The organism is Pseudomonas sp. GM25 (assembly GCF_000282255.1).
GTDB lineage: Bacteria > Pseudomonadota > Gammaproteobacteria > Pseudomonadales > Pseudomonadaceae > Aquipseudomonas > Aquipseudomonas aphyarum.
The window spans coordinates 87,193-110,240 of the sequence record NZ_AKJQ01000029.1 but is presented as its reverse complement, the minus strand read 5'-3'; the positions used below and the strand labels follow the sequence as shown (position 1 = coordinate 110,240).

The window sequence follows — 23,048 nt, the reverse complement described above, 5'->3', positions numbered from 1 at the left end:
GAGGTTTTAACAATGGCTGAACGTCTGAATAACGACTTCCAGTTCATCGATGTCGGGCGCAAGGATCCGAAGAAGAAACTGTTGCGTCAACGCAAGAAAGAGTTCGTGGAAATCTACGAACCGTTCAAACCCCAGCAGTCGGCCGACCAGGCCCACCGCTGCCTGGGTTGCGGCAACCCGTATTGCGAATGGAAGTGCCCGGTGCACAACTTCATTCCGAACTGGCTGAAGCTGGTGGCCGAGGGCAACATCCTCCAGGCCGCCGAGCTGTCGCACCAGACCAACACCCTGCCGGAAGTCTGCGGCCGGGTGTGCCCGCAGGATCGTCTGTGCGAGGGTGCCTGCACCCTTAACGACGGCTTCGGTGCGGTGACCATCGGTTCGGTCGAGAAGTACATCACCGACACCGCGTTCGCCATGGGCTGGCGCCCGGACATGTCCAAGGTCAAACCGACCGGCAAGCGTGTCGCGATCATCGGTGCAGGCCCGGCGGGCCTCGGTTGTGCCGACGTGCTGGTGCGTGGCGGCGTGACGCCGGTGGTGTTCGACAAGAACCCGGAAATCGGCGGTCTGCTGACCTTCGGCATCCCCGAGTTCAAGCTCGAGAAGACCGTGCTGAGCAATCGCCGCGAAGTCTTCACTGGCATGGGCATCGAATTCCGCCTCAACACCGAGGTCGGCAAGGATGTGACGATGGAGCAACTGCTCGCCGAGTACGATGCCGTGTTCATGGGCATGGGCACCTACACCTACATGAAAGGCGGTTTTGCCGGTGAAGATCTGCCGGGCGTTTATGACGCGCTGGACTTCCTGATCGCCAACGTCAACCGCAACCTGGGCTTTGAAAAATCGCCGGAAGATTTCGTCGACATGAAAGGCAAGAAGGTCGTGGTGCTGGGCGGCGGCGACACGGCGATGGACTGCAACCGCACGTCGATCCGCCAGGGCGCCAAGTCGGTGACCTGCGCCTATCGTCGTGACGAAGCGAACATGCCCGGCTCGCGCAAAGAAGTGAAGAACGCCAAGGAAGAAGGCGTGAAATTCCTCTACAACCGCCAGCCGATCGCCATCGTTGGCGAGGACAAGGTCGAAGGCGTGAAAGTGGTCGAGACCCGTCTCGGCGAGCCGGACGCCCGTGGCCGTCGCAGCCCAGAGCCGATCCCGGGCTCCGAAGAGATCATCCCGGCTGACGCCGTGGTCATCGCTTTCGGTTTCCGTCCAAGCCCGGCGCCATGGTTCGAGCAGTTCGAAATCCAGACCGACAGCCAGGGCCGCGTCGTTGCGCCCGAGCAGGGTCAGTACAAGCACCAGACCAGCAACCCGAAAATCTTCGCCGGTGGCGACATGGTGCGCGGTTCCGACCTGGTGGTGACGGCGATCTTCGAGGGCCGCAATGCGGCTGAAGGGATCCTGGATTACCTGGGCGTCTAAACCCGGATCCTGAGCCAAAAGTAATAACCCTGTGGGAGCGAGCTTGCTCGCGAAAGCGGTGGATCAGCCAACAGCAATGTTGAATGTGAAGCCCTCTTCGCGAGCAAGCTCGCTCCCACAGTTGTTTCTCAGTGTTGCTGATAGCGCATTTCCAGCGCGACAAATTGACCCGATAGACAAAAGGCTGACCTGCATCCGTGCCTTTTGCGTCGCGCTCTGAGAAAATGCCCGCACTTTTTTTCCGGATGCCGACATGACTGCCCTGAAGAACGACCGTTTCCTCCGCGCCCTGCTCAAGCAACCCGTAGACGTCACCCCTGTGTGGATGATGCGCCAGGCCGGCCGCTACTTGCCGGAATACCGCGCCAGCCGCGCCCAGGCCGGTGATTTCATGAGCCTGTGCATGAATCCGGAATTCGCCTGCGAAGTCACGCTGCAACCCCTCGACCGCTATCCGCAACTGGACGCGGCGATCCTGTTCTCCGACATCCTCACCATCCCCGATGCCATGGGCCAGGGCCTGTACTTCGAGACCGGTGAAGGTCCGCGCTTCAAGAAAGTCGTCAGCACCCTGGCCGACATCGAAGCCCTGCCGATCCCGGATCCGCACAAAGACCTCGGCTACGTGATGGACGCGGTCAGCACCATCCGCCGCGAACTGAACGGTCGCGTACCGCTGATCGGTTTCTCCGGCAGCCCGTGGACCCTCGCCACGTACATGGTCGAAGGCGGTTCGTCGAAAGACTTCCGCAAGACAAAGGCGATGCTCTACGACAACCCGCAAGCCATGCACCTGCTGCTGGACAAGCTGGCGCAGTCGGTGACTTCGTACCTCAACGGCCAGATCCAGGCCGGTGCGCAAGCGGTGCAGATCTTCGATACCTGGGGCGGCAACCTGTCGGCGGCGGCGTATCAGGAATTCTCCCTGGCCTACATGAAGAAAATCGTCAGCGGCCTGATCCGCGAGCACGACGGTCGCAAAGTGCCGGTGATCCTCTTCACCAAGAACGGCGGCCTGTGGCTGGAAAGCATCGCCGACGCCGGCGCCGATGCACTGGGCCTGGACTGGACCTGCGACATCGGCAACGCCCGCGCGCGCGTGGGTGACAAGGTCGCGCTGCAAGGCAACATGGACCCGACCGTGCTGTACGCCAAGCCGGAAGCGATCCGCACCGAAGTCGGGCGCATCCTCGCCAGCTACGGCAAGGGCAGCGGCCACGTGTTCAACCTCGGCCACGGCATCACGCCGGAAGTCGACCCGGAACACGCCGGCGCGTTCCTGCGCGCGGTGCACGAGTTGTCGGCGCAGTATCACGAGTAATCAGCGCTCAGCGCTAATGGTAGAAAACAAAAACGCCCGGCTTATGCCGGGCGTTTTTTTTGTGGGCGTGAATCAGGCTTTGACACCACCCAGCGGCGGCAGCTTCGCCAGCTTCAACGCCACCAACAGCGCCACCAGCAACAGCGCGCCAATGAACAGGCCAATCCCGTTCCACCCGGCCATGTGCCAGAACACTCCGCCCGCCGTCCCGGCGATGCTCGAGCCAGCGTAATAGCTGAACAGGTACAACGACGACGCCTGGCCCTTGGCCTTGAGCGCCCGGCGGCCGATCCAGCTGCTGGCCACCGAGTGGGCGCCGAAGAAGCCGAAGGTGAAGATCAGCATGCCAATGATCACCAGCGGCAGCAGTGTGAACATCGTCAGGGCGAGGCCGGCGAACATCAGGGCAATGGTGGCCCACAGCACTTTGCGGCGGCCCAGTTTGTCGGCCAGCGAACCGATTTTTGCCGAGCTGTAGATACCCGACAGGTACACCACCGACAGCAGCCCCACAAACACTTGATCCATGTGGTACGGCTCGGCCAGCAGGCGGTAGCCGATGTAGTTGAACAGCGTGACGAATGCGCCCATCAGCACGAACGCCTCAAGGAACAGCAGCGGCAGGCCGGCATCGCGAAAGTGCATGGTGAAGCCGTCGAGCAGGCTGCGCGGATGCAGCGAGCGGGAGCGGAAGTTGCGCGACTCCGGCAGGATTTTCCAGAACACCGCCGCCGCGATCAGCGCCAGCCCACCGATCACCATCATCGCCGTGTGCCAGCTGACGAAGTCGATCAGCACACCGGTGATCAACCGCCCGCTCATGCCGCCAATCGCGTTACCACCGATGTACAGACCCATCGCCAGACCGATGTGCTGCGGATGGATTTCCTCGCTCAGGTAAGTCATCGCCACCGCCGCCAGGCCGCTTAGCGACAACCCGATCAACGCGCGCATGATCAATACGCCGTGCCAGCTCGGCATCATCGAACTGGCGATGGTGCACAGGGCCGCGGCAAACAGCGCGGCAACCATCACCGGCTTGCGCCCGACCCGATCGGAAATCGGGCCGGTGATCAGCAGACCGAACGCCAGCATGCCGGTGGCCACCGACAGGATCAGACTGCTCTGCGCCGCGTTGATCGAATATTCGTGGGACAGCAGCGGCATCATCGGCTGCACGCAGTACAGCAGGGCGAAGGTAGCGAAGCCGCCGCTGAACAGCGCGAGCACCGTGCGCATGAACGCGGGCGTGCCTTTCTCGATGTAGATCTCTTGCAGTTCGGTCAGCACATCGTCCGCCGCAGCGGGCGGAACTTCATGGGCCAGTGGAGCGACGGCGGTTTTCACATCAGACCTCGGAGGGCGCGGGCAGGCAGGCAATGAAAAAATCATATAGCTGGCTAATGTTTCTATCCAATATATTGTTCGACCTGTTTGATAGCTTTCACGACCTAATGGGATGCCCATGGAATTACGTCATCTGCGCTACTTCATCGCCGTTGCCGAAGAACTGCACTTCGGCCGCGCCGCACAGGTGCTGGGTATCTCCCAGCCACCGCTGAGCCAGCAGATTCAGGCGCTGGAACAGGAAGTCGGCGCCAGACTGTTCGAGCGTACCAATCGTCGGGTCGAGCTCAGCGAGGCCGGGCGACTGTTTCTGGAAGAGGCGCGATTGGTGCTCGCGCAGGTCGATAAAGCGGCCGACGTGGCCCGCCGCGCGCAACTCGGCGAGCTGGGAGAGTTGAAGATCGGTTTCACCTCTTCGGCGCCGTTCAACTCGACCATTCCCCAGGCAATTTTTTCCTTCCGCCAGCGCTTCCCGGCCGTGCACCTGAACCTACGGGAAATGAGCAGCACCCAAGTAGCGGATGCGCTGGTGGACGAATCGATCGAAGTCGGCATCATGCGCCCGCTGGGCCTGCCGGATTCGCTGAGCGTAGTCGAACTGATGCGCGAGCCATTGGTCGCGGTGCTCAGCTCCAAACATCCGCTGGCACAGGGCTCTGAAGAGGGGCTGTTCCTCTCGGCGCTGGCTCTGGAGCCGTTCGTGTTCTTCCCGCGCAGCTACGGCAGCGGTCTGTATTCGCAACTGATCAGCCTGGCCCGTGACGCCGGGTTCAGTCCGCACTTCGCCCAGGAGGCCGGCGAAGCCATGACTATCATCGGGCTGGTTGCAGCGGGTCTGGGCGTGTCGGTGATGCCGGCCTCGTATCAACGGATGCGCATCGACGGCGTGGTCTATCGGCCGCTGCTCGATCCCGAGGCCGTGACGGCGGTGTGGCTGGTGCAGCGCAAGGACCAGAAATCGCCGATGGCCAAGGCGTTTGTCGAATTGCTGACGCGCAAGGTTGAAGCCGGCTGATCAGGGCAGCCGCACCAGATCACCCTTCAACGCCACCCGCGTCACAAACACCCCGGCCCGACATTCGTAAGTGTTCAGATCCTTGCGCACATGCTGGTCGTAGTAGCTGACGATATTGGTCACCGCATTCGCCCCGACACGCTTGGCCTCGGTCTGCAGCGCAATCAGATTCGACTGCAACACCCACTCGCAGGAGTCGTGATCGCTCTTGTTGAAACCGTTGGTCTTCAAGTCACTGACTACCCCGCGCTGCAACAATCGCTGAGTGCCCTGAGGCCCGTTGCCGACCAGATAAAACTTCACACTGCCATCCAGCCGCCCGGCGCGCATTGCATCCGACACGACTGTTTCGAATGGCATGTACATCAGATTGGTGGCGTGGCTGGCGCTGGGGAGCAGGCTGAAAAGGGTGGCGGTGATCAGGGCTTTCGCTTGCATGGTTGTCTCCTTGACGGTGAAAGAGAACCGCGAGTACTTGACCGACCAGGCTCGCCGTTCCGGCAGGCACTGTGTATTGGCCTGTTTGAGCGAGTGTAGTTGTGGTGAACAGGTTTGGTTGGCTCGACTCCGTACATTTCGAGTAACGGAACTGTCGTAGGGAATATGGCCGTTGTTGCGCAAAATCAGTTCTTTTTCAAACGAGTGTCACGGATGCCACTTCGATATCAGCCTAAGGAGGGCAGCGTTTTGATTTGCGATTTCAGGGGTTATGAAATCCCCGAGATGGTCAAAGTCAGACCTGTTGTTGTGATACGTAAACATCGAACCAACAGCTTGTTGGTAACAGTAGTGCCGTTGAGTACCACCGCCCCTGATAGCTTGCTTGGGCACCATCTTGAACTTGCAAGTCACCTTCAGGGAGCCGGTTCGACCTGTTGGGCAAAGTGCGACATGATTGCCACGGTCAGCCTTTCGCGGCTTGATCGCATCAAAAGCCGGGATCGGCAAGGCAAACGCATCTACCTGATCTCACATCTTGCAACAGACGAATTTCACGCCATCAAAACCGCAGTCAGACGGGCGTTGGGACTGTGATGGCAACGGAAGTGGCGCATCGAAGCCAAATGCCAGCCGTTGCTCGACATGAGGTTTCAGGCAATACTGCCGGCGTTCCCGAAAGGGGCTTGTGAGACTCTGAGGATCCTGGGCAACCAGCCATCGCAGAGCCAGACAGGTGACAGGCGATGACAAGCCAACCTGTTTGTGAAAGGGCGCCGAAAGGCGCCCTTTGTCGTTTCCGGCCGTTACTGAACCGTCGCCAGATCGCCCTTCAACGCTACGCCGGCCATGATTGCGCCCGCGTGGCATTCGTAGGTTTTCGCATCCTTGCGCTCGTTGCTCTTGTAGAAGCTGACGATGTTGGTCACGGCGTTGGCGCCGGCGCTTTTCGCGGCCTGGTGCAGGCTGATGATCGCCGATTGCACGACCCACTCGCAGGCTTCCTGGTCGGTCTTGTTGAAGGCGTTGGTTTTTTTGTTGGTCACGGCGCCGGGGCTGACGACGGTGACTTTGCCGGCCGGGGCGTTGCCCGCCAGATAGAACTTCACGCTGCCGTCGATCTTGCCGGTGCGGGTCGCTTCGGCGACGGCCTTGTCGAACGGCAGGTAGACCGCCGTGTCACGGGCCTGGCTGACGGCCGGCAAGGCGCAGATGAGCAGGGTGGCAGCGAGTTTCTTGAAGTGCATGGAGGTCTCCTTGACCTGGATTAATTCGGTTGGGGCCAGCGACGGAAAATCAGCGAGGTGTTGACCCCGCCGAAAGCGAAATTGTTGTTCATCACGTATTCGTGGCTCATCTGGCGGAACTCGCCGCGCAGGTAGTCGAGCTTGCCGCAGTGCGGATCGACCTCGTCGAGATTGAGCGTGTGCACGTACAGATCGCGGTTGAGCATCTCGATGCTGAACCACGATTCCAGCGCCCCGCAGGCGCCGAGGGTGTGGCCCAGGAAGCTCTTTTGCGAGCTGATCGGCATGCGTTCGCCGAACAGGGCACTGGTGGCCAGGGTTTCGGCGACATCGCCCTGTTCGGTGGCGGTGCCGTGGCCGTTGACGTAGCCGATGACTTCCGGCGTGAGGCCTGCGTCTTCCAGTGCCAGTTCCATTGCCCGGCGCATGGTGACTTGCTCGGGGCGGGTGGTGTGCTGGCCGTCGGCGTTGCTGCCGAAACCGACGATCTCGGCGTGAATGTGCGCACCGCGCGCGAGGGCATGTTCCAGTTCCTCGAGCACCAGCATGCCGCCGCCCTCGCCGATCACCAGACCGTCGCGGCCCTTGTCGTACGGGCGGGGCGAGGTGTGCGGTGCATCATTTTTCAGGCTGGTGGCGTACAGCGCGTCGAACACCATCGCCTCGGTCGGGCACAGCTCTTCGGCGCCGCCGGCGAGCATCAGCGGCAGGCGTCCGAACTTGATTGCCTCGTAGGCGTAACCAATGCCCTGGCTGCCGCTGGTGCAGGCGCTGGAGGTCGGAATCAAGCGGCCGGTGAGGCCGAAGAAGATGCTGATGTTCGCCGCCGTGGTGTGCGGCATCATCCGCACGTAGGAGTTGGCGTTGAGGCCTTCGGCCACCGAGTTCAGCAGCATGTTGCCGAATGCCTTGATCTCGTCGGTGCTGCCGGTGGACGAGCCGCAGGCCACGCCCATGCGTCCGTCCTTGATCGACTCGTCGCCGAGCAGGCCGGCATCGGCCAGCGCTTTTTCCGCCGCGCCGACGGCCAGCCGCGAAACTCGGCCCATGCTGCGCAGCTGTTTGCGGGTCCAGTGCGCCGGCACCTGGAAATCATCGATGGGCCCGGCCAGACGGGTGTTGAGTTCGCTGAAGCGATCCCACTCGTCCATCCGGCGGATGCCGCTGCGGTTGGCGGCGAAATTGCCGGCGATGGTCTCCCAGTCGCTGCCCAGCGAGGTAATGCCGGCCATGCCGGTGACGACGACGCGCTTCATCAGCACAAGCCTCCGTTGACCGCCAGCACCTGGCGGGTGATGTACGACGCTTCCGCCGACATCAGGAAATTCACCGCACCGGCCACCTCTTCAGGCGTGCCCATGCGTTGTGCGGGGATCATTTTCAGCAGTTCTTCCACCGGCACGTTTTCATCCAGCATCGCCGTGTCGATCAGGCCCGGCGCGACGCAGTTGACCGTGATCTTGCGCTTGGCCAGTTCGATCGCCAAGGCTTTCGCGGCGCCGATCACGCCCGCTTTCGACGCGCTGTAATTGACCTGGCCACGGTTGCCGATCAGCCCCGAGACTGAGGTGATGCAAACGATGCGACCAGCGGCGCGGCGGCGGATCATCGGCATCATCACCGGGTGCAGGACGTTGTAGAAACCGTCGAGGTTGGTGCGCAGCACCACGTCCCAGTCATCGTCGCTCAGAGCCGGAAAGGCGCCGTCGCGGGTCAGGCCGGCATTGAGCACCACGCCGTAGTAGGCGCCGTGGGCTTCAACGTCGGCTTCGAGGATGGCTTTGCAGGTTTCGCGATCCGCCACGTCGAATTGCAGGATGCGCGCGTTGCGGCCGAGCGCTTCGACTTCGGCTTTCACTGATTGCGCTTGCGTCATGCCGCTGCGGCAATGCAGGACGATATCGTGGCCGGCGCTGGCCAGGCGCAGGGCAATGGCGCGGCCGATGCCACGGCTGGAGCCGGTGACCAGTATTGATTCAGTCATCGTTCGACTCCTTGTTTGTTTCGTTGCGGGATTGCTCTAGATAGTCCGCCGCGTGGGGCGGGCGGAACACGTTCAGCCGGGCGCTGGCCTCGATGCCGGGCGCGTTGATGTGGCATTCGAACACGCCCATGCCGTTGTCGTCTTCCAGCGAGCGCAGGCCATGGATGGTCAGTTCGCTGCCGACCGGAAAGGCTGCGACATTGCATTCGAACTTGCGTGTGCCGAGCAGAAAGCCCAGCTCCACCGGGTTGCCTTTCTGGCGCGCATGGCAGCCGGCGAACGCGGCGACGCTTTGTGCCATCAACTCGACGCCGACCCAGGCCGGCAGGCTGCCGTCGGGCAGGCTGAACAGGCCGCCGGGCCGGACGGTGAGGGTGGTGTGGATCTGTTCGTCGTCAAAGCTCAGGATCCGGTCGATCAGGATCATGTCGCCAGCGTGGGGCAGCAGTTCGGCGAGCGGCCAGTGGGTCATGGGGCGTCTCCGATAATCAGGCTGACGTTATTGCCACCGAAGGCAAACGAGTTGCTCATCAGGTAGCGGGGAGCAATGGACGCCAGGCGTTCGCTTGCGGTCACCCACTTGAGCGGTGGAAGGTCCGGATCCGGCTGGCCATCCCAGACGTGCGGCGGCAAGGCGTGGTCGGGGTTGTCGGCACTCAGGCTCAACCAGCAGAACGCCGCTTCCAGTGCACCGGCGGCGCCGAGGGTGTGGCCGGTCATCGGTTTGGTCGAGGAACACGGTACGCCTTCGGCAAACAGCGCGGCGACGGCCAGGCTTTCCATGGCGTCGTTGTGCTGGGTCGCGGTGCCGTGCAGGTTCAGGTAGCTGATGTCGCCGGCTTGCAGATGGGCTTGATCGAGGGCTTTCTGCATCGATTGCAGCGCGCCACGGCCGCTCGGTTCCGGTGCGGAAATATGGTGCGCGTCGGAGCTGGCGCCAGCGCCGAGCAGGGCAATGCCCGGCCCTGCGCCGCGTGCTTTGCTCATCACGAACAGCACCGCCGCTTCGCCGATGTTGATGCCGTTGCGGTTGGCGGAAAACGGATTGCAACGCTCGTCGGACACCGCTTCCAGCGCACTGAAACCGTTGAGGGTCAGTTTGCAAAGGCTGTCGACACCGCCGCACAGCACGGCGTCGCACAGGCCTAGATCGAGCAGGCGTCGGGCGCTCATCAGCGCGCGTGCGCTGGAGGTGCAGGCGGTGGAAATCACATAGGTCGGGCCGCTCAATTGCAGCCAGTCGGCGAGGAAATTCGCCGGGGCGCCGAGTTCCTGTTGTCGGTAGTCGTAATCGGCCGGGAACTGCTGGTCGCGAATGTAGTGCGCCAGGCCACGGCTGGCCTCGTCGATACCGGAAGTGCTGGTGCCGAGTACCACGCCGATGCGCTCGCGCCCGTACGTCTGGATCGCCTGCTCGATGTCATCGCGAATCTGCAACGCGGCTTCCAGCAACAGTTGATTGTTGCGGCTGCGCTGGTCGGCCAGCGCCTCGGGAATCGGCGCCAGATCGCCGTGCACGGCGGCCACCGGCAGCTCGCGCTCCGGCACCCAGCCGGACTCGCGGCGCATGCCCGAGCAGTCGCCGGCAAACAGGTTGCGTGCCACGGCTTGCTTGTCGCGCCCCAGGGCGCAGATCACGCCGAGGGCATTGAGGTAGGCGGTCATGACGTCGGTTCACCGAGTGGCGTTACGCGATAGTGCGGGCCTTGTGGCAGGTTCAATTCGAAGCTCAAGGGTTGGGTGTAACGAATGTCCCAGCGCGCCGGCAGGGAACGTTGGCCGCCCTGTTGCTGCGCGTCGGGGTAGTTGCGCGAGAGCTCGCCTGCCGGGGTCAGGGCGAACAGCAGCGCGGCGAACAGCTCCCGGGCTTCCGGGTTGGGCGGCAGCAGGCCGTCAGCCTGCCAGTGCCCGTCGATCAACTGCTGGCGAGCCTGGGGAATGCCCAGCGGATCCATCATCGACCAGCGGATGCCGGGCCCTTCGCGCTGGATCACCAGCAACCAGTCTTGCTGTTGCCCGGCCAGGTGACGCTCGATATGCAGTTGCATCGGCAGCGGCAGGCTCGGGTTGCCGGCCGGCAGCGGCGCCTGACTGGCGCAGGCACCGAGCAGCAAGACGCAGGCGAGCAGCAGAACACGCAACATCAGACAGCCTCGTTCAAGGGTTTGCGGGCCACCACGTTGACCAGGGTTTCTTCTCGCTGGCCAAAGGGCTTGGGCTGGCGCAATCCAAAACGTTCGAGCAGACCGAAATCCTTCGACCGGCTCCACCACAGGTACGGGTACGAAACGTTCTGTTCGGCGAACTCGAAACCCTGCTGGCGAATCATCTCCAGGTACTGCGCCGCGCTCTTTTGCACGTGCATCGGATGACGGAACAGCCAGCGAATCACCCACGTATCAATGTAAGCCTCGGTGGACTCGGCGAACAGCAGATAACCTCCCGGCTTGAGCACCCGATAGAACTCGGCCAGGGCTTTTTCCTGCTCCACCAGATGATGGAAGGTCTGGTGACAGAACAGCAGGTCGACGCTGGCGTCCGGCACATTGAGCGTCGCGCAATCGCTGCCGATCAGCTCGACGTCGAAGCCCAGACGCGCGGCCTCGGCGGCGCTCAATTCCAGGCTGTGCGGATCGGCATCGACGCCGATCAGGCGCTGTGGCGCGAAGGTCTGGCGCAGGTGACCGAACGACTTGCCCTGACCGCAACCGGCGTCCAGCAGCACCGGGTTGGCCGGCAACGATTCGCTGAACAGCCCGCGCAGATCGTTGATCGCCACGCGCAACACATGGTGCTGCCAGGTGTGGCTGCGCAGGAACCAGAAGCCGAAGCGGGTTTCCTCGACATAGTTGTCGCTCAGGTAATTCATGTGTCGTCCCTTGCACAGAGTTCGGAGATCGTCTTCAGCCGACGGCGCGCTTCACTGACGAACGGGTTGCGTTCGTCCCAGGCGTAGCCGGCGAGGATCGAGCAGATCATGCGGCGGATTTCCGGGGAGCCTTGCTCGTGGAAAATCACGTCCTGGAAAGTGCCGGCGTACCAGCCTTCGACGTAGCAGCGGAAAGTGTCGACCCCGCGTTTCAGCGGCTCGGCGAACTCGCTTTGCCAGTCCACGGTTTCGCCCTGCAACTGCCGGTGCAGCACAGCGGCGGCCATGCTCGCCGAACGCATGGCAATGGTCACGCCCGAGGAGAACACCGGGTCGAGAAACTCAGCCGCGTTGCCCAGCAGTGCAAAGCCCGGGCCGTGCAGGGTTTTGACGTTCGCCGCATACCCGCCGAGGGTGCGCGCCGGGGTGTCCCACACGGCGTTGTTCAGCACCTTGGCCAGGCTCGGGGTTTCGGCGATGAAACCGCGCAGGCAGGCGTCGAGGTCGGTATCGCGACCTGCGAAATGTTCAGCGGCAGCCACCACGCCGACAGAGCAGCGACCGTTGCTGAACGGGATCGACCAGAACCAGATATCGCGGTGCTGCGGGTGAGTTGTGATGAGGATCTTTTCACGGTCAAAACCGGGGTGATCGATATGGTCTTCGACGTGGGTGAAGACGGCCTGGCGAACCGGGAAATTCGACGGTGCTTCGAGGTCGAGCAGGCGCGACAGCACGCGGCCGTAACCGCTGGCATCGAGGACAAAATCGGCTTCGACGCGGTACTCGCTGCCGTCTTCGCGACGCACATCCAGCTGCGGTCGCGGGCGTTCGAAATCGACGCTGACAATCGCGTCGCCGTAGCGGATTTCCGCGCCCTGCAACGCCGCCTGATCGGCCAGCAATTTGTCGAAGTCGGCGCGTTGTACCTGCAGCGTCGTGGGCTTGCCGGCGGTGAAGGTGTCAGCAAAATCGAAGGCGCTGTAGCGCTCGCCCCAGGCGAACGCCGCACCGTTCTTGCGCTGGAACCCGGCGGCATTTACCGCTTCGAGCATGCCGGCTTCCTCGACGAAATCCAGGCAATGGCAGAGCAGGCTTTCACCGATGGAGAACCTCGGGAAATGCTGGCGCTCGATCACCAGCACGTCGTGCCCCTTGCGCTTGAGCAGTGCAGCGGCAATGGCGCCGGAGGGGCCGGCGCCGATGATCACGACCTGACGGGATTCCATTTCAACGATTGGCACGCGAGCTCCTGGGTACGGCAATAGGGTTCAGTGACGCCCGGTGCAGGCCGATGAAGGCCGGCAACAGCGTCGCGATCAGACCCATCAGCATCAGCGCAAAGTACAGCGCCGGGCTGATGAGCTGTTGTTGCAACAGCAGGTTGAGAAAGACGATTTCGCTCAAGCCGCGAATGTTCAGCAGCACGCTTTCGCGCCAGCGGCTGGCGCCTGCGAACGACGCGCCGGCCCAGCCGAGGCCGAGCCAGTTGCCCACGATTTTGCTGGCGATCGGCAACAGCAGCAGCGCCGCCCATTGCACGGCGCCCAGGCTGGCGAGGGCGCTGTGCACGTCGATCTGGACGATGCCGAAAGTGAGGATCAGCGGAATCGCGACCCAGGTCTGCAAGCGGTTCATCCAGTGCGCCGGCAGCGGCAATACCAGCGGCACCTTGAGCGCGGCCATGCACAGCAGATAGCCGATGCCGAAAATCAGCGCGTTGAGTTTGTAGTGTTCAGCCAGCACCAACAGCGCAAAAAAACCGAGGCTGTAGGTCAACGGACGGCGGATACCGAACACCCGCAGCAGCACCGGCACGCAGGCCATCCCCAGCGGCAGCAACAGACTGCTCAGGTGCAGGCTGCCCTGAGCGAGGCCGAACAGGGTCCAGCAGGTCAGGTCGATCAGGATTGCGGTCTGCACCAGACGCCGGGTGGCGGCGGGCGGGTAGTCGATGTGACGCAGGTACAGGTACAACACCGGGATCGCAGTGATGGCGAACACCAGACCGATGGCCAGCGAGTTGATCCAGGGCTGCGTCGGCAACAGCCAGTACGCCGTCGCCAGACCGCAGGTGAACGGCACGGCGAAACTCGGCAGGGCGATCTTCACGCTCTGGCGGTCCAGGCGCAGGTCGATCACGTCGCTGAGGATGTGCCCCAGCAGCAGGGCGAAGCTCAGGCTGTAGAGGTTTTTCAGCCAGCCCGGCGCGATCAGTTCTGCGCCGTTGAGTTGCCAGCCCGGCTCGATCCAGAAGTACATCAGCAGCGGCAGACCGAAGCTCGCCAGCAGCAATTGACTGACGATCGGGATCAGCCCGAAATGCCGGCCGACCCGGGTGGCGACGAAGAACAGCGCCAGGGCCATCAGCCAGAAAATCACCACCATCATGCTGAAGGCTCCGTGACGGCAACCGCGTGGGCCTGGCGCCCGGCCCACGGCGCGAGCATGAAGCTGAAGGCCAGACCGAGGCTCACCGACAGGCCGAAGTTACTCACCGCCGGCGTACTCGACACCGCCAGCAGGCCGAACGACAGCCAGGTGGTGGCGGCCGCCAGCAAGGTGCCGAGCAGGCTGACGGCCGCGCCGCCGACCTGCTCGCGCATGAGGATCGCGTAGTCGACGCTGATCGCCGTCACCAGCAACAGGCCGAACAGGCTGAACAGGGTCAGCGGCTGACCGAGCCAGCCCAGGCTGGCGAGGCTGCACAGCGCAGCGAGCAGCGGCAGGGCGACGATCCGCAGCGCGCCACCGAGACCGAACGGCAGCATCAGCACCAACACGATCAACACGCAAGAGGCGAGCTTCAGTTCAGCGGCGCTGATCTGGGTTTGCGCGAACACCTTGTTCAGATCACCGAGCCGGTCCACCAGCATCACGCCCGGCAGATCCAGTGCCTGCACCCGCAGCAGCGACGGATTATTCAAGCCTTGCAAGCTGACCATTGCCGCCACGCCATCCTCGGTCGGCCCGAGCCACAACGTGCGGTAGGGCTCGCCGAGCGGGCCGGCCAGCGCCGCATCGATGTCTTCGGCGGGCAGGGTCTGCAGCTGATTCAGTTCGGTTTGCAGCGCCGCCAGCGGCACGCCGACCTCCAGCAACGGCTGCCAGAACTGCGGCAACTTGCTCAGCGCCTCACGCACTTGTTGCTGCTGAGCCGGCGGGCTGACCAGTTGATTGAGCGCCAGATAACCCTGCAGTTTGTCGAGGTTGACCAGTTGATCCAGGCGCTCGCTCAGGGCCGCTTGCCGTTCCAGCAATTGCTGCTGATCGGCAGCGCGCACCAGGAAGAACTGACTGGTCGGCTGATAGCCGGTAATCCGCGCGATGGTCTGTGCCTCATCGGTCAGGCGTTGCGGCGCTCCGACCCACTGGCGGATGTCGTTCTTGCTCTCCAGTTGCAGCAGGCCACCGACGCAGAAGGCGATCAGCAGGGCCAGCAACACTGGCGTCCTGACGTGTTCGAGCAGGGTTTCCCGCAACCGCACCAGACGCTCGGCCAGTTGCAGCGGCCATTGCGCCGGGCGCAGTTCGACGTTTTTCAGCAGCGCCGGCAGCAGGCACACCGCCGACAGGTAGGCGCCGAGCAAACCGGCGGCGGAGAACACCGCGATCTGGGTCAGGGCCGGGAAAGGCGTCCAGGCCAGCGCCAGGTAACCGATGGCGCTGGTGATCAGGCTCAACGTCAGCCCGGACAGGGTCAGGCGCAACGCCGGCCAGCTGTGCCACGGCTTGAGGCTCCAGCTCTTGGACAGGTAGTGCAGCGGGTAATCCACCGCCACGCCGATCAGGCTGGAACCGAGCACCAGGGTCATCACGTGCATGTGCCCGAACAGCGCGACACAGGCCACCGCACCGAACAGCATGCCGACCAGCACCGGAATGAACGCCAGCAGCACCCGCCAGCGGCGGAAGGCGAGCAGCAACAGCAACAGGATGCCGACGGTGGCGCCGCCGCCGACCCAGGTCATTTCCCGGGTCGCCTGCTGCTGACCGTTGGCGGCGTATAGCAGACCGCTGGCGGCCAGCAATTGTACGTCGGCGCTCGCGGCTTGCTCACGGCTGTGTTGCAAGAGGGCAGCGACTTGCAGCGGTTGATTCATATCGAAGGCGCTGCCGGTGGTGCGTGCGCGCAGCAGCACCCAGCTCTTGCCGTCGGCGTCGGCGATCAACGCGCCGCTGCCGATGTCCAGTTGCACCGCGCCATGTTGCGGCTGGCTGTTCTGGATCCGCCCGGTCAGGCCCAGCCAGTCGTCCTGGCTCGGTACCAGGCTGAACCCGGTGAACGGGTCGAACAGTGCCTGCACCCGTTGCTGGATGAAGGCGTCGGGATGTTCGGTCAAAAGTTGCCGGTCATCCGCCGAGAGCATCGCCAGCCGCCCTTGCAGCAATTGCGTGCGCAGGGCCGGCAAGTCGGCTTGCAGGTTCCACTGGACCTTTTCGAACAGCCCGCTGGCCTGCCATTGCTCGCCCAGGGTCTGGGCCATCGCGACGGCTTGCTGGCGATCGGTGTGGCCGACCAGCACCAGCATGTCGCGGTTGAGCGGTTCCTGCATGCGTTGTTCGGCGCGCAGTTCGAGGGCGTCCGGGTGGGTGCCGGGCACCAGCTCCATCAGGTTGGCCGACAGCGGCGCGCCGTCGCGCCACTGCCAGGCGCCCAGTGCGACGACAGCCAGCAGCAGGATCAGGAACAGCCAGGGCAGCCTGCGTTCACTCGGCAAAGTCATGTTGCTCCGCGTCGCTCAGAGGTTGGCCGGCGGTGCTGTCCTGCATGCGCAGTACGGTGCTGTCGCCCTGGGTTTCCAGCAGTTCGATGGTGTTCACCAAGGTGCCGCCGCTGATGTTGATCTGGTTGAAGACCTGCTTGAGCAGCACCGAGCGCGGGGTCAGGGTCAGTTGCCATTTCTGCGCATCGCCGCTCAGGGCCAGTTCGAAATCCCGTTGCAGACCGCTGCTGTCGCCTTGCAGCACCGCGAGGAACAGTCGGTTCTGTTCGGCGCCGGCACTCTTGTTCGGCAGCAGTTGCCAGCCGGTGGCATCACGTCGGGCGATGCCTTTGGCGCTGATGCGGTAATCCTGTTGCAGCGGGGTTTTCAGCAGCCACAGCAAACCGTGGTTTTTCGCCAGCACGAAGCTGCCCTTGCTGATCAGCGGCTGGGGCAGGGCGCGCAGGTGCTTTTCCTGAATGAACTGGCCGTGGATCACGTCCGGTTTCGCCAGTTGCTCGCTCAACTGTTGCAGGTCGAAGGCGTTGGCCAGCGACGACAGCGTCAGCAGCGCCAAGGCCCCAAGGGATTTCAGAAACACATTCATCGCAGCATCCTTTCCACGGCATCGGTGAAGACTTTCGGCGAGGCCAGTTGCATCTCGCGGCTGCTCATCTCGACGGCGACCTGCACCGAGCTGGCGCGGGTCAGGCGTTCGCCGGTCTGAGCGTCGGTGATCAGGTAGTGGATCTTCAGGCGGTTTTCCCACTCCACCAGACTGGCGCGCACGGTCAGCCGCTGACCGAACACCGCGCCGCGCACGTAGCGCAGTTGCAGGTCGATCACCGGCCAGGCATAGCCCGAGTCGACCATCTGGTTGTAGTTGTGGCCGATCTTGTCGAGCAGTGCGCAGCGCGCCACTTCCAGGTATTTCACGTAATGGCCGTGCCAGACGACGTGCATGGTGTCGACGTCAAAGAACGGCACGAGGATTTCCGTATCGGCGTGAAGCACTCCGGCACTACGCATGCAGCCTCCAGTGTTGTTCGGCGATGCGTTGCAGACACAGGCGCAATTCGCCTTCCAAGGCGCGGTCTTCGATCACCGGAGGGAAGTCCCGGGCCAGTTGTTCGTGCATGGCGGCCAGCGATGGCGGCAGCGGACGCGCGTCTTCATCGCGACCACGCAGCCACACGCCCTGATTGGCCGCCAGCAGCGTGGCGGCGGCGACCTGTTCGGTCAGCTCCAGCACCCGAATGGCGTCGCGGGCGGCGATGGTGCCCATGCTCACCTTGTCCTGGTTGTGGCACTCGGTGGAACGCGAGAACACGCTGGCCGGCATGGTGTTTTTCAACGCTTCGGCAGTCCACGCGCTGGCACCAATCTGCACAGCCTTGAAGCCGTGGTTGAGCATCGCGCGGTCGGCGCTGGCGCCGGACAGGTTGCTCGGCAAACCGTGGTTGTAACGCTCGTCCACCAGCAGCGCGAGTTGTCGGTCGAGCAGGTCGGCGACGTTGGCCACGAGGTTTTTCAGGCTGTCCATGGCGAACGCGATGTGTCCGCCGTAGAAGTGCCCACCGTGCAGCACGCGCTCGGCTTCGGCGTCGATGATCGGGTTGTCGTTGGCGCTGTTGAGTTCGGTCTCGATGAACGAACGCAGCCAGTTCAGGCTGTCGGCCAGCACGCCAAGCACGTGCGGTGCGCAGCGCAGCGAGTAACGATCCTGCAAGCGGTGCAGCGGCGCGGTCGGTGCGTCGATCGCCAGATCCTTGCGCAGCCACGCGGCGATCTGCATCTGACCCGGATGCGGCTTGGCGGCGAACAGGCGCTCGTCGAAGTGTTCCGGATTGCCTTGCAGCGCCACCACGTTCAGCGCGGTGATTCGGGTGGCCAGTTGCAGCAGGTAATCGGCGCGGGCGTAAGCCAGGCAGGCCAGACCGGTCATCACGGCGGTGCCGTTCATCAATGCCAGCGCTTCCTTCGGGCGCAGCACCAAAGGCGTCCAGCCCAGTTCGCGGTGCACGTCGGCAGCCTGGCGACGCTCGCCCCGGAACATCACTTCACGCTCGCCGGACAGAGTCGCAGCGACGTAGGAAAGCGGCGTCAGATCGCCGCTGGCGCCTACCGAACCCTCTTCGGGGATCAGCGGCAAAATGTCGTGTTCAAGGAAGGCATGCAGGCGCTCCAGCAACTCGATGCGCACCCCGGACACGCCGTGGCACAGCGACTGCAAACGCGCCGCCAGCACTGCGCGGGTGGCCTGGGCGTCGAGCAGTTTGCCCAGCCCGCAACCGTGGAAAGTGTAGAGATGACGCGGCAGCGCCTCGACGTGATGCAGCGGCACCGCGACCACGCAGGAATCGCCGTAACCGGTGGTCACGCCGTAGATCACGCCTTCCTTGTCCAGCAGCGAATCGAGGAACCGCGCGCCTTTGGCGATGCGTTCGCGATAAGGCGCGTCGCTCTGCAACTGCACGGGCGCCTGACGGTTGGCCAGGGCCAGCACGTCTTCGATGCGCAAAGGGCGTTCGCCGAAGGTGACCGGCTCAGGAGTTGGCGTTGTCATCGGTTTTCCAGAATGGGTAAAAGTTGAACCATTGGCACGGTGCTTCGAGGCAATAGTGACTCAGGCGTTGCGCATAGCGGGTGGCCCACTGATGAATGACCTGTTCGCGCTCGCGGCGTGACCACACCACGGCGTCGGCGAACGGTTCGAGGGTCAGGCGATAATGGCCGTCAGGCTGTTTCAGGCACATCAGCAGATTGACCGGGCATTTCAGCAGGCCGGCCAGCAGCCACGGCCCTTGCGGGAACGGCGCCGGGTGGCCGAGAAAGTCCACGGTCACGCTGCGCCCGCCATGCAACGGCACGCGGTCGCCGGCAATCGCCAGCCACTCGCCGCGCTCCAGCCGTTCGTGCAGTTGCAGCATGATCACCGGGTCCAGTTCGCTGACCTGGATCAGTCGCAGGTTGGTCGCGCCGGCCTCGCCCAGCAGGCGATTGAACTGCTCGGCGTGCTTGGTGTGCACCAGCACGTTCATGGTGACCTTTTCGCCCAGCTCCGCCAGCGCCCGGCAGACTTCGAGGTTGCCCAGATGCGCGCCCACCAGCATTTGCCCGCGACTGCCGCGCAACTGATTGCGCAACAGCGCCGGGTCGATGATTTCGATCTGCTCGATCTTCAGCTTGCCGTTCCACACGTCGAGCTTGTCGAGCAGCGAATCGGCGAATGCCATGAACTGGCGGAACACCCGCCACCGGGTCGGACGCAATTCCTGGCGACCGCTCCAGTCGGCGAGGCGCTGCTGATACTGCCAGGCACTGCGCCGCGCAGTGCGGCCGAACAGGAAAAAGTACAGGACGATGCCGTACAGCAACGGACTCAGCAGGCGTCGGCCAAGGACTTTGGCGGCGAACGCGGTGAATTTCATCAGCAGGAAACTGCCGCGCTCTTCGCGGTCGGCCCAGTGCTTTTTGTCGGTCTCGACGGTCATGCGCGCCACCGTCGCCAGAGGATTACGGGCAGGCGCAGCAACATGCCGAAAAACAGACGCGTGTGCATGCTCGAGATCAGCACGTTGTCGTGGAACAGGCGAAAGTGCGACACGCCGTCCAGCGGGTAATGCACGCTGGTCTGCAACCAGCGCATCGGCTGATTGCGCCACGCCAGACGCACCAGAATGTCCGAGTCGAAATCCATGCGCTTGCCGATCCGCGCCGAGTCGATCACGCCCAGCGTCGGTTCCAGCGGGTACACCCGGAACCCGCACATCGAGTCGCGAATCTGCAGCGACAAGGTGTTGATCCACACCATCACGTGGGTCAGGTAACGCGCATACAAACGGCCTTTGGGCACACTGGCGTCGTACAGCGGATAACCGCAGATCAGCGACTTGGGGTGAGCGCGGGATTCTTCGATGAACCGCGCGACATCCTGCAAGTCATGCTGACCGTCGGCGTCGACCTGCAAGGCATGGCTGAAGCCGAGCCGCGCTGCTTCACGCAGGCCGGTCATCACCGCGCCGCCCTTGCCCTGATTGGCGGTGAGGCGCACCAGATGAACCCGCTCGCGCTCGGCCAGCGCGTCGAGCACCGCTGCGCAGGATTTGCTGCTGGCATCGTCCACCAGAATGCACGGCAGATCCTCGGCGAGCAGAGCGTCGACCACCGTGCCGATGGCGGTTTCGTGGTTGTAGACCGGGATCACGGCGCAAGGGTTATGCATCGCCAGTCCCCAGTAGAATCCGCCCGCTGGAACAGGTGGCGGTGTCGTTGCGGTAGGCGAAATACAACTTGCCGCGCTCCGGGTCGAAGCGCAGGTGCAACTGGATTTCATCGCCGGGGCGCACCAGTTGCTGGAATTTCAGCACTTCCATGCCGGCGAACGCGCCGGGCAGGTTCAACAGTTGTCGACCCAGGTTCAGCGCCCATTCGACCTGCACCACACCGGGCAGCACCGGGGCCTTGGGGAAGTGGCCGCTGAAGTAGGCCAGGTCCGGCGGAACGCTCAATTGCAGGTTCCATTCGCCCTCGGTTTCGGCCTGCTCCAGGATTTCCGGTGCTTTTGGCCGTGGGGCCAGCAGCAAGGCTTCGACGTCGGCTTGAGGCAATTTGCCCTGCGAGGTCAGCGGCAACTGTCGCAGCAGACGCCAGCGGCGGGGCAGGGCCAAGGCTTCGCAATGGTCGCCGAGATGACGGCGCAGGGTTTCGGTCAGGCTGCGCCGACCGTGTTCGCGCAGGGCAAACAGGCCGGATTCGCTGAGCACCAGCAGAGCACCGAGCGACGCACGGTTTTCCTGCACCACGCCCAGACGCGCTTCGGCGACCCAGTCGTGGGCCACCAGCGCCTGTTCGAGCATCGGCAGGGAAATACGTTTTTCTTCGAGTTTGACGATCCGGTCGAGTCGCCCGAGCAATTCAAAGCGGCCATCGGCCTGAATGCGCGCCGCATCGGCGGTGTGTTCGACATGCCCGGCGGGCAGGTAAGGCGAAGCGATCAGCAGGGCGCCGTCGCTGTCCTGGCTCAACTCGACGCCGGCAAACGGTTGCCACAACGATTCGCCCTGACGCCAGGCGATGCCGCCGGTTTCCGAGCTGCCGAGGATTTCTGTCGGCCACTGTCCCAGGCGTTGATGCAGGCTTTGCGCGGCGTCTGCCGGCAGTGCGCCACCGGACGAAAACACCCGGCGCACAGCACTCAGCGCTGGCCAGTCGAGGTTGTCGCCCATGCGTTTGAGCAGCGCCGGGCTGGCGACCCAGGCAAAGGCCGGGTGCTCGCGGCTGGCGCGTTGCAGGTCTTCCGGGAAGGCCAGTTGCTTGCGCAGGAACGGACGCCCGGCGCACAGCGGCCACAGCACGCGGAACAGCAAGCCGTAGATGTGCTGGGTGGCGACGCTGCCAAGAATGCAGGCTTCACCGAGATCCGCGCCCCACAGTTGCTCAAGGGCTTCGACTTCGTTGGCCAGTTGGCGCAGGGATTTGTCGATGCGCTTGGGCTCGCCGCTGGAGCCGGAGGTGCACAGGCTCAACCGGCACTGGTCGAGATCCAGTTCGGCAGCGGGCAGGGCCGGTTGCAGCAGATCGCTCAGGCGGGCGTCATCGGCGTTATCGGTCAGCCACAGATCGACATCGCTCGACCAGCGCTGGCGGGTCTGCGCTTGCAGATCCGACGGCAGCAACACGCTGACGCCAGCGCGCCAGGCACCGAGCAGGGCGACGGCCAGGTCGGCGGCATCTTCCAGATGCACCGCCAGACGCTTCACGCCGCGAGCTTGCAGACCGGCGGCCAGACTCAGGGCCTGTTCGCACAGTTGTGCATGATCGAATGCCGGTGCGCTCGTTACCGCGCGCGCCGGCAGGGCCTTGAGCAACAGCTGCTCAAGTTTTATCCAGTTCATGGGCGACCTCTTACCCGTTGTCGTATCAGCCATTCAATGGCAAACATCAGGCCGATCAATCCGTAGGAGATCAGGCCGGTGTACAACATCCACCAGTTCAGCGGCGCCCACAGTGTCAGCAGAGCGGCGCACAAACCGTTGCAAAAGAAAAACACGCTCCAGGCCACGGTGACCTGGCGGGTGTAACGAATCGCCTTGGGCGGCAGTTGCGGTTCACGCAGGCGAGCCAGACGCTCGACCATCGGCGGGCCGTATTTCAGGCTCAGGCTGAACAGCACCAGCATGAAGCCGCTGATCAGCACCGGGTACCAACGCAACAGCAAAGGGCTGTCGAACACCGCCAGCAGCAGGCAGAACACGATCGCCACGCAAGCCATCCACAGGCTGCCGGGCTTGCGTTCGCCGGTCAGCGCCCGGGCCAGCCACAGGCCGCCCAGCAGCAGACCGAACTGCCATGGCGCGAAATGCTCCATGCCGAAATACACCGCAAAGGGATACAGCAGGCCTGCCAGCAGCAGGCCGAGGCCGATCAGTCGGCTCATGCGGCCGGTTGAACCAGACGGTAGACCGCCTCGACCACGTCGCTGACGGTGCGCACCGACTTGAATTCCTCGGCGGCGATTTTCTTGCCGGTCTGGCGTTTGATGTGATCGATCAGGTCGACGGCGTCGATGCTGTCGATTTCCAGATCCTGATACAGGTTGGATTCCAGGCTCACGCGGGCCGGGTCCAGTTCGAACAGCTCGACCAGGGCATCGCGCAGGGTGTTGAAGATGTCGTCACGAGTTTGCAT

The 23,048-nt window shown here is 63.5% G+C and carries 24 protein-coding genes; 4 read left to right on the top strand and 20 right to left on the bottom strand.

Annotation, left to right across the window (positions count from 1 at the left end):
- Positions 1-12: 12 nt before the first annotated feature.
- Positions 13-1,431 carry an FAD-dependent oxidoreductase gene (locus PMI24_RS07325; protein WP_007909438.1) on the top strand — a complete coding sequence of 473 codons (1,419 nt, stop codon included), beginning with the start codon at positions 13-15 and terminating at the stop codon, positions 1,429-1,431.
- Between the two features lie 253 nt (positions 1,432-1,684).
- Positions 1,685-2,752, top strand: coding sequence for a uroporphyrinogen decarboxylase (gene hemE / locus PMI24_RS07320; protein ID WP_007952372.1), 1,068 nt, complete (start codon positions 1,685-1,687; stop codon positions 2,750-2,752).
- 72 nt (positions 2,753-2,824) lie between these two features.
- Here hemE and PMI24_RS07315 read toward each other — a convergent pair whose 3' ends face one another.
- Entirely contained in the window at positions 2,825-4,099 is a 1,275-nt protein-coding gene (locus PMI24_RS07315) for an MFS transporter (protein WP_007952371.1), read from the bottom strand.
- Between the two features lie 118 nt (positions 4,100-4,217).
- Between PMI24_RS07315 and PMI24_RS07310 the strand changes: the two genes are divergently transcribed.
- Positions 4,218-5,114: a LysR family transcriptional regulator gene (locus PMI24_RS07310; protein WP_007952369.1), complete on the top strand. Its 897-nt coding sequence runs from the start codon at positions 4,218-4,220 to the stop codon at positions 5,112-5,114.
- Here PMI24_RS07310 and PMI24_RS07305 read toward each other — a convergent pair whose 3' ends face one another.
- Complete coding sequence (locus tag PMI24_RS07305; RefSeq protein ID WP_007952364.1) at positions 5,115-5,552, bottom strand: hypothetical protein; 438 nt, start codon at positions 5,550-5,552, stop codon at positions 5,115-5,117.
- 213 nt (positions 5,553-5,765) lie between these two features.
- On the opposite strand from PMI24_RS07305, the gene PMI24_RS07300 reads away from it, so the two are divergent.
- Positions 5,766-6,149, top strand: a complete 384-nt coding sequence (locus PMI24_RS07300; RefSeq protein WP_045121684.1) for a type II toxin-antitoxin system PemK/MazF family toxin — start codon at positions 5,766-5,768, stop codon at positions 6,147-6,149.
- A gap of 209 nt (positions 6,150-6,358) precedes the next feature.
- Here the strand turns inward: PMI24_RS07300 and PMI24_RS07295 are convergent, their stop codons facing one another.
- From PMI24_RS07295 to PMI24_RS07210, 18 genes are read right to left on the bottom strand one after another with little or no spacing between them, the layout of a single operon-like run.
- Entirely contained in the window at positions 6,359-6,799 is a 441-nt protein-coding gene (locus PMI24_RS07295; protein ID WP_007952363.1) for a hypothetical protein, read from the bottom strand.
- 20 nt (positions 6,800-6,819) lie between these two features.
- Positions 6,820-8,055 carry a beta-ketoacyl-ACP synthase gene (locus PMI24_RS07290; protein ID WP_007952362.1) on the bottom strand — a complete coding sequence of 412 codons (1,236 nt, stop codon included), beginning with the start codon at positions 8,053-8,055 and terminating at the stop codon, positions 6,820-6,822.
- Positions 8,055-8,783, bottom strand: coding sequence for a 3-ketoacyl-ACP reductase FabG2 (locus PMI24_RS07285; RefSeq protein WP_007952361.1), 729 nt, complete (start codon positions 8,781-8,783; stop codon positions 8,055-8,057). Before PMI24_RS07285 ends, PMI24_RS07290 begins: the two co-directional genes overlap by 1 nt.
- Entirely contained in the window at positions 8,776-9,255 is a 480-nt protein-coding gene (locus tag PMI24_RS07280; protein WP_007952360.1) for a hotdog family protein, read from the bottom strand. Before PMI24_RS07280 ends, PMI24_RS07285 begins: the two co-directional genes overlap by 8 nt.
- Positions 9,252-10,448 (bottom strand): beta-ketoacyl-[acyl-carrier-protein] synthase family protein, encoded by a 1,197-nt coding sequence (locus PMI24_RS07275; protein WP_007952359.1) that lies wholly within the window; start codon positions 10,446-10,448, stop codon positions 9,252-9,254. Before PMI24_RS07275 ends, PMI24_RS07280 begins: the two co-directional genes overlap by 4 nt.
- Positions 10,445-10,927 (bottom strand): hypothetical protein, encoded by a 483-nt coding sequence (locus PMI24_RS07270; protein WP_007952358.1) that lies wholly within the window; start codon positions 10,925-10,927, stop codon positions 10,445-10,447. Before PMI24_RS07270 ends, PMI24_RS07275 begins: the two co-directional genes overlap by 4 nt.
- A complete protein-coding gene (locus PMI24_RS07265) occupies positions 10,927-11,652 on the bottom strand; it encodes a class I SAM-dependent methyltransferase (RefSeq protein ID WP_007952357.1) in 726 nt (241 codons plus the stop codon). Before PMI24_RS07265 ends, PMI24_RS07270 begins: the two co-directional genes overlap by 1 nt.
- Positions 11,649-12,896: an NAD(P)/FAD-dependent oxidoreductase gene (locus tag PMI24_RS07260; RefSeq protein ID WP_007952356.1), complete on the bottom strand. Its 1,248-nt coding sequence runs from the start codon at positions 12,894-12,896 to the stop codon at positions 11,649-11,651. Before PMI24_RS07260 ends, PMI24_RS07265 begins: the two co-directional genes overlap by 4 nt.
- Positions 12,883-14,043 (bottom strand): hypothetical protein, encoded by a 1,161-nt coding sequence (locus tag PMI24_RS07255; protein ID WP_007952355.1) that lies wholly within the window; start codon positions 14,041-14,043, stop codon positions 12,883-12,885. The genes PMI24_RS07260 and PMI24_RS07255 overlap by 14 nt, the downstream gene beginning before the upstream one ends.
- Positions 14,040-16,379, bottom strand: coding sequence for an MMPL family transporter (locus PMI24_RS07250; RefSeq protein WP_007952354.1), 2,340 nt, complete (start codon positions 16,377-16,379; stop codon positions 14,040-14,042). The genes PMI24_RS07255 and PMI24_RS07250 overlap by 4 nt, the downstream gene beginning before the upstream one ends.
- The gene (locus PMI24_RS07245; RefSeq protein ID WP_007952353.1) at positions 16,363-16,965 is read right to left on the bottom strand and encodes an outer membrane lipoprotein carrier protein LolA; all 603 of its coding nucleotides are present in this window, start codon (positions 16,963-16,965) and stop codon (positions 16,363-16,365) included. Before PMI24_RS07245 ends, PMI24_RS07250 begins: the two co-directional genes overlap by 17 nt.
- Entirely contained in the window at positions 16,962-17,387 is a 426-nt protein-coding gene (locus PMI24_RS07240) for an acyl-CoA thioesterase (protein WP_007952352.1), read from the bottom strand. Before PMI24_RS07240 ends, PMI24_RS07245 begins: the two co-directional genes overlap by 4 nt.
- On the bottom strand, positions 17,380-18,924 hold the full coding sequence (locus PMI24_RS07235) for an HAL/PAL/TAL family ammonia-lyase (protein WP_007952351.1): 1,545 nt from the start codon (positions 18,922-18,924) through the stop codon (positions 17,380-17,382). Before PMI24_RS07235 ends, PMI24_RS07240 begins: the two co-directional genes overlap by 8 nt.
- Positions 18,905-19,852 (bottom strand): LpxL/LpxP family acyltransferase, encoded by a 948-nt coding sequence (locus PMI24_RS07230; RefSeq protein WP_007952350.1) that lies wholly within the window; start codon positions 19,850-19,852, stop codon positions 18,905-18,907. The genes PMI24_RS07235 and PMI24_RS07230 overlap by 20 nt, the downstream gene beginning before the upstream one ends.
- On the bottom strand, positions 19,849-20,583 hold the full coding sequence (locus PMI24_RS07225; protein WP_007952349.1) for a glycosyltransferase family 2 protein: 735 nt from the start codon (positions 20,581-20,583) through the stop codon (positions 19,849-19,851). The genes PMI24_RS07230 and PMI24_RS07225 overlap by 4 nt, the downstream gene beginning before the upstream one ends.
- Positions 20,576-22,255, bottom strand: coding sequence for an acyl-CoA synthetase family protein (locus PMI24_RS07220; protein WP_007952347.1), 1,680 nt, complete (start codon positions 22,253-22,255; stop codon positions 20,576-20,578). The genes PMI24_RS07225 and PMI24_RS07220 overlap by 8 nt, the downstream gene beginning before the upstream one ends.
- Positions 22,252-22,797 carry a hypothetical protein gene (locus tag PMI24_RS07215; protein WP_007952346.1) on the bottom strand — a complete coding sequence of 182 codons (546 nt, stop codon included), beginning with the start codon at positions 22,795-22,797 and terminating at the stop codon, positions 22,252-22,254. The genes PMI24_RS07220 and PMI24_RS07215 overlap by 4 nt, the downstream gene beginning before the upstream one ends.
- Positions 22,794-23,048, bottom strand: coding sequence for an acyl carrier protein (locus PMI24_RS07210; protein ID WP_007947135.1), 255 nt, complete (start codon positions 23,046-23,048; stop codon positions 22,794-22,796). Before PMI24_RS07210 ends, PMI24_RS07215 begins: the two co-directional genes overlap by 4 nt.

Bases quoted from the DNA above. Each gene is read 5' to 3' on its own strand.
- PMI24_RS07250 (WP_007952354.1), bottom strand. From the start codon at position 16,379: ATGACTTTGCCGAGTGAACGCAGGCTGCCCTGGCTGTTCCTGATCCTG.
- PMI24_RS07285 (WP_007952361.1), bottom strand. From the start codon at position 8,783: ATGACTGAATCAATACTGGTCACCGGCTCCAGCCGTGGCATCGGCCGC.
- PMI24_RS07275 (WP_007952359.1), bottom strand. From the start codon at position 10,448: ATGACCGCCTACCTCAATGCCCTCGGCGTGATCTGCGCCCTGGGGCGC.
- PMI24_RS07310 (WP_007952369.1), top strand. From the start codon at position 4,218: ATGGAATTACGTCATCTGCGCTACTTCATCGCCGTTGCCGAAGAACTG.
- PMI24_RS07295 (WP_007952363.1), bottom strand. From the start codon at position 6,799: ATGCACTTCAAGAAACTCGCTGCCACCCTGCTCATCTGCGCCTTGCCG.
- PMI24_RS07210 (WP_007947135.1), bottom strand. From the start codon at position 23,048: ATGCAAACTCGTGACGACATCTTCAACACCCTGCGCGATGCCCTGGTC.
- PMI24_RS07305 (WP_007952364.1), bottom strand. From the start codon at position 5,552: ATGCAAGCGAAAGCCCTGATCACCGCCACCCTTTTCAGCCTGCTCCCC.
- PMI24_RS07300 (WP_045121684.1), top strand. From the start codon at position 5,766: ATGCCACTTCGATATCAGCCTAAGGAGGGCAGCGTTTTGATTTGCGAT.
- PMI24_RS07225 (WP_007952349.1), bottom strand. From the start codon at position 20,583: ATGCATAACCCTTGCGCCGTGATCCCGGTCTACAACCACGAAACCGCC.
- PMI24_RS07240 (WP_007952352.1), bottom strand. From the start codon at position 17,387: ATGCGTAGTGCCGGAGTGCTTCACGCCGATACGGAAATCCTCGTGCCG.
- PMI24_RS07280 (WP_007952360.1), bottom strand. From the start codon at position 9,255: ATGACCCACTGGCCGCTCGCCGAACTGCTGCCCCACGCTGGCGACATG.
- PMI24_RS07245 (WP_007952353.1), bottom strand. From the start codon at position 16,965: ATGAATGTGTTTCTGAAATCCCTTGGGGCCTTGGCGCTGCTGACGCTG.
- PMI24_RS07290 (WP_007952362.1), bottom strand. From the start codon at position 8,055: ATGAAGCGCGTCGTCGTCACCGGCATGGCCGGCATTACCTCGCTGGGC.
- PMI24_RS07270 (WP_007952358.1), bottom strand. From the start codon at position 10,927: ATGTTGCGTGTTCTGCTGCTCGCCTGCGTCTTGCTGCTCGGTGCCTGC.
- PMI24_RS07220 (WP_007952347.1), bottom strand. From the start codon at position 22,255: ATGAACTGGATAAAACTTGAGCAGCTGTTGCTCAAGGCCCTGCCGGCG.
- PMI24_RS07255 (WP_007952355.1), bottom strand. From the start codon at position 14,043: ATGATGGTGGTGATTTTCTGGCTGATGGCCCTGGCGCTGTTCTTCGTC.
- PMI24_RS07325 (WP_007909438.1), top strand. From the start codon at position 13: ATGGCTGAACGTCTGAATAACGACTTCCAGTTCATCGATGTCGGGCGC.
- PMI24_RS07230 (WP_007952350.1), bottom strand. From the start codon at position 19,852: ATGACCGTCGAGACCGACAAAAAGCACTGGGCCGACCGCGAAGAGCGC.
- PMI24_RS07265 (WP_007952357.1), bottom strand. From the start codon at position 11,652: ATGAATTACCTGAGCGACAACTATGTCGAGGAAACCCGCTTCGGCTTC.
- PMI24_RS07215 (WP_007952346.1), bottom strand. From the start codon at position 22,797: ATGAGCCGACTGATCGGCCTCGGCCTGCTGCTGGCAGGCCTGCTGTAT.
- PMI24_RS07235 (WP_007952351.1), bottom strand. From the start codon at position 18,924: ATGACAACGCCAACTCCTGAGCCGGTCACCTTCGGCGAACGCCCTTTG.
- hemE (WP_007952372.1), top strand. From the start codon at position 1,685: ATGACTGCCCTGAAGAACGACCGTTTCCTCCGCGCCCTGCTCAAGCAA.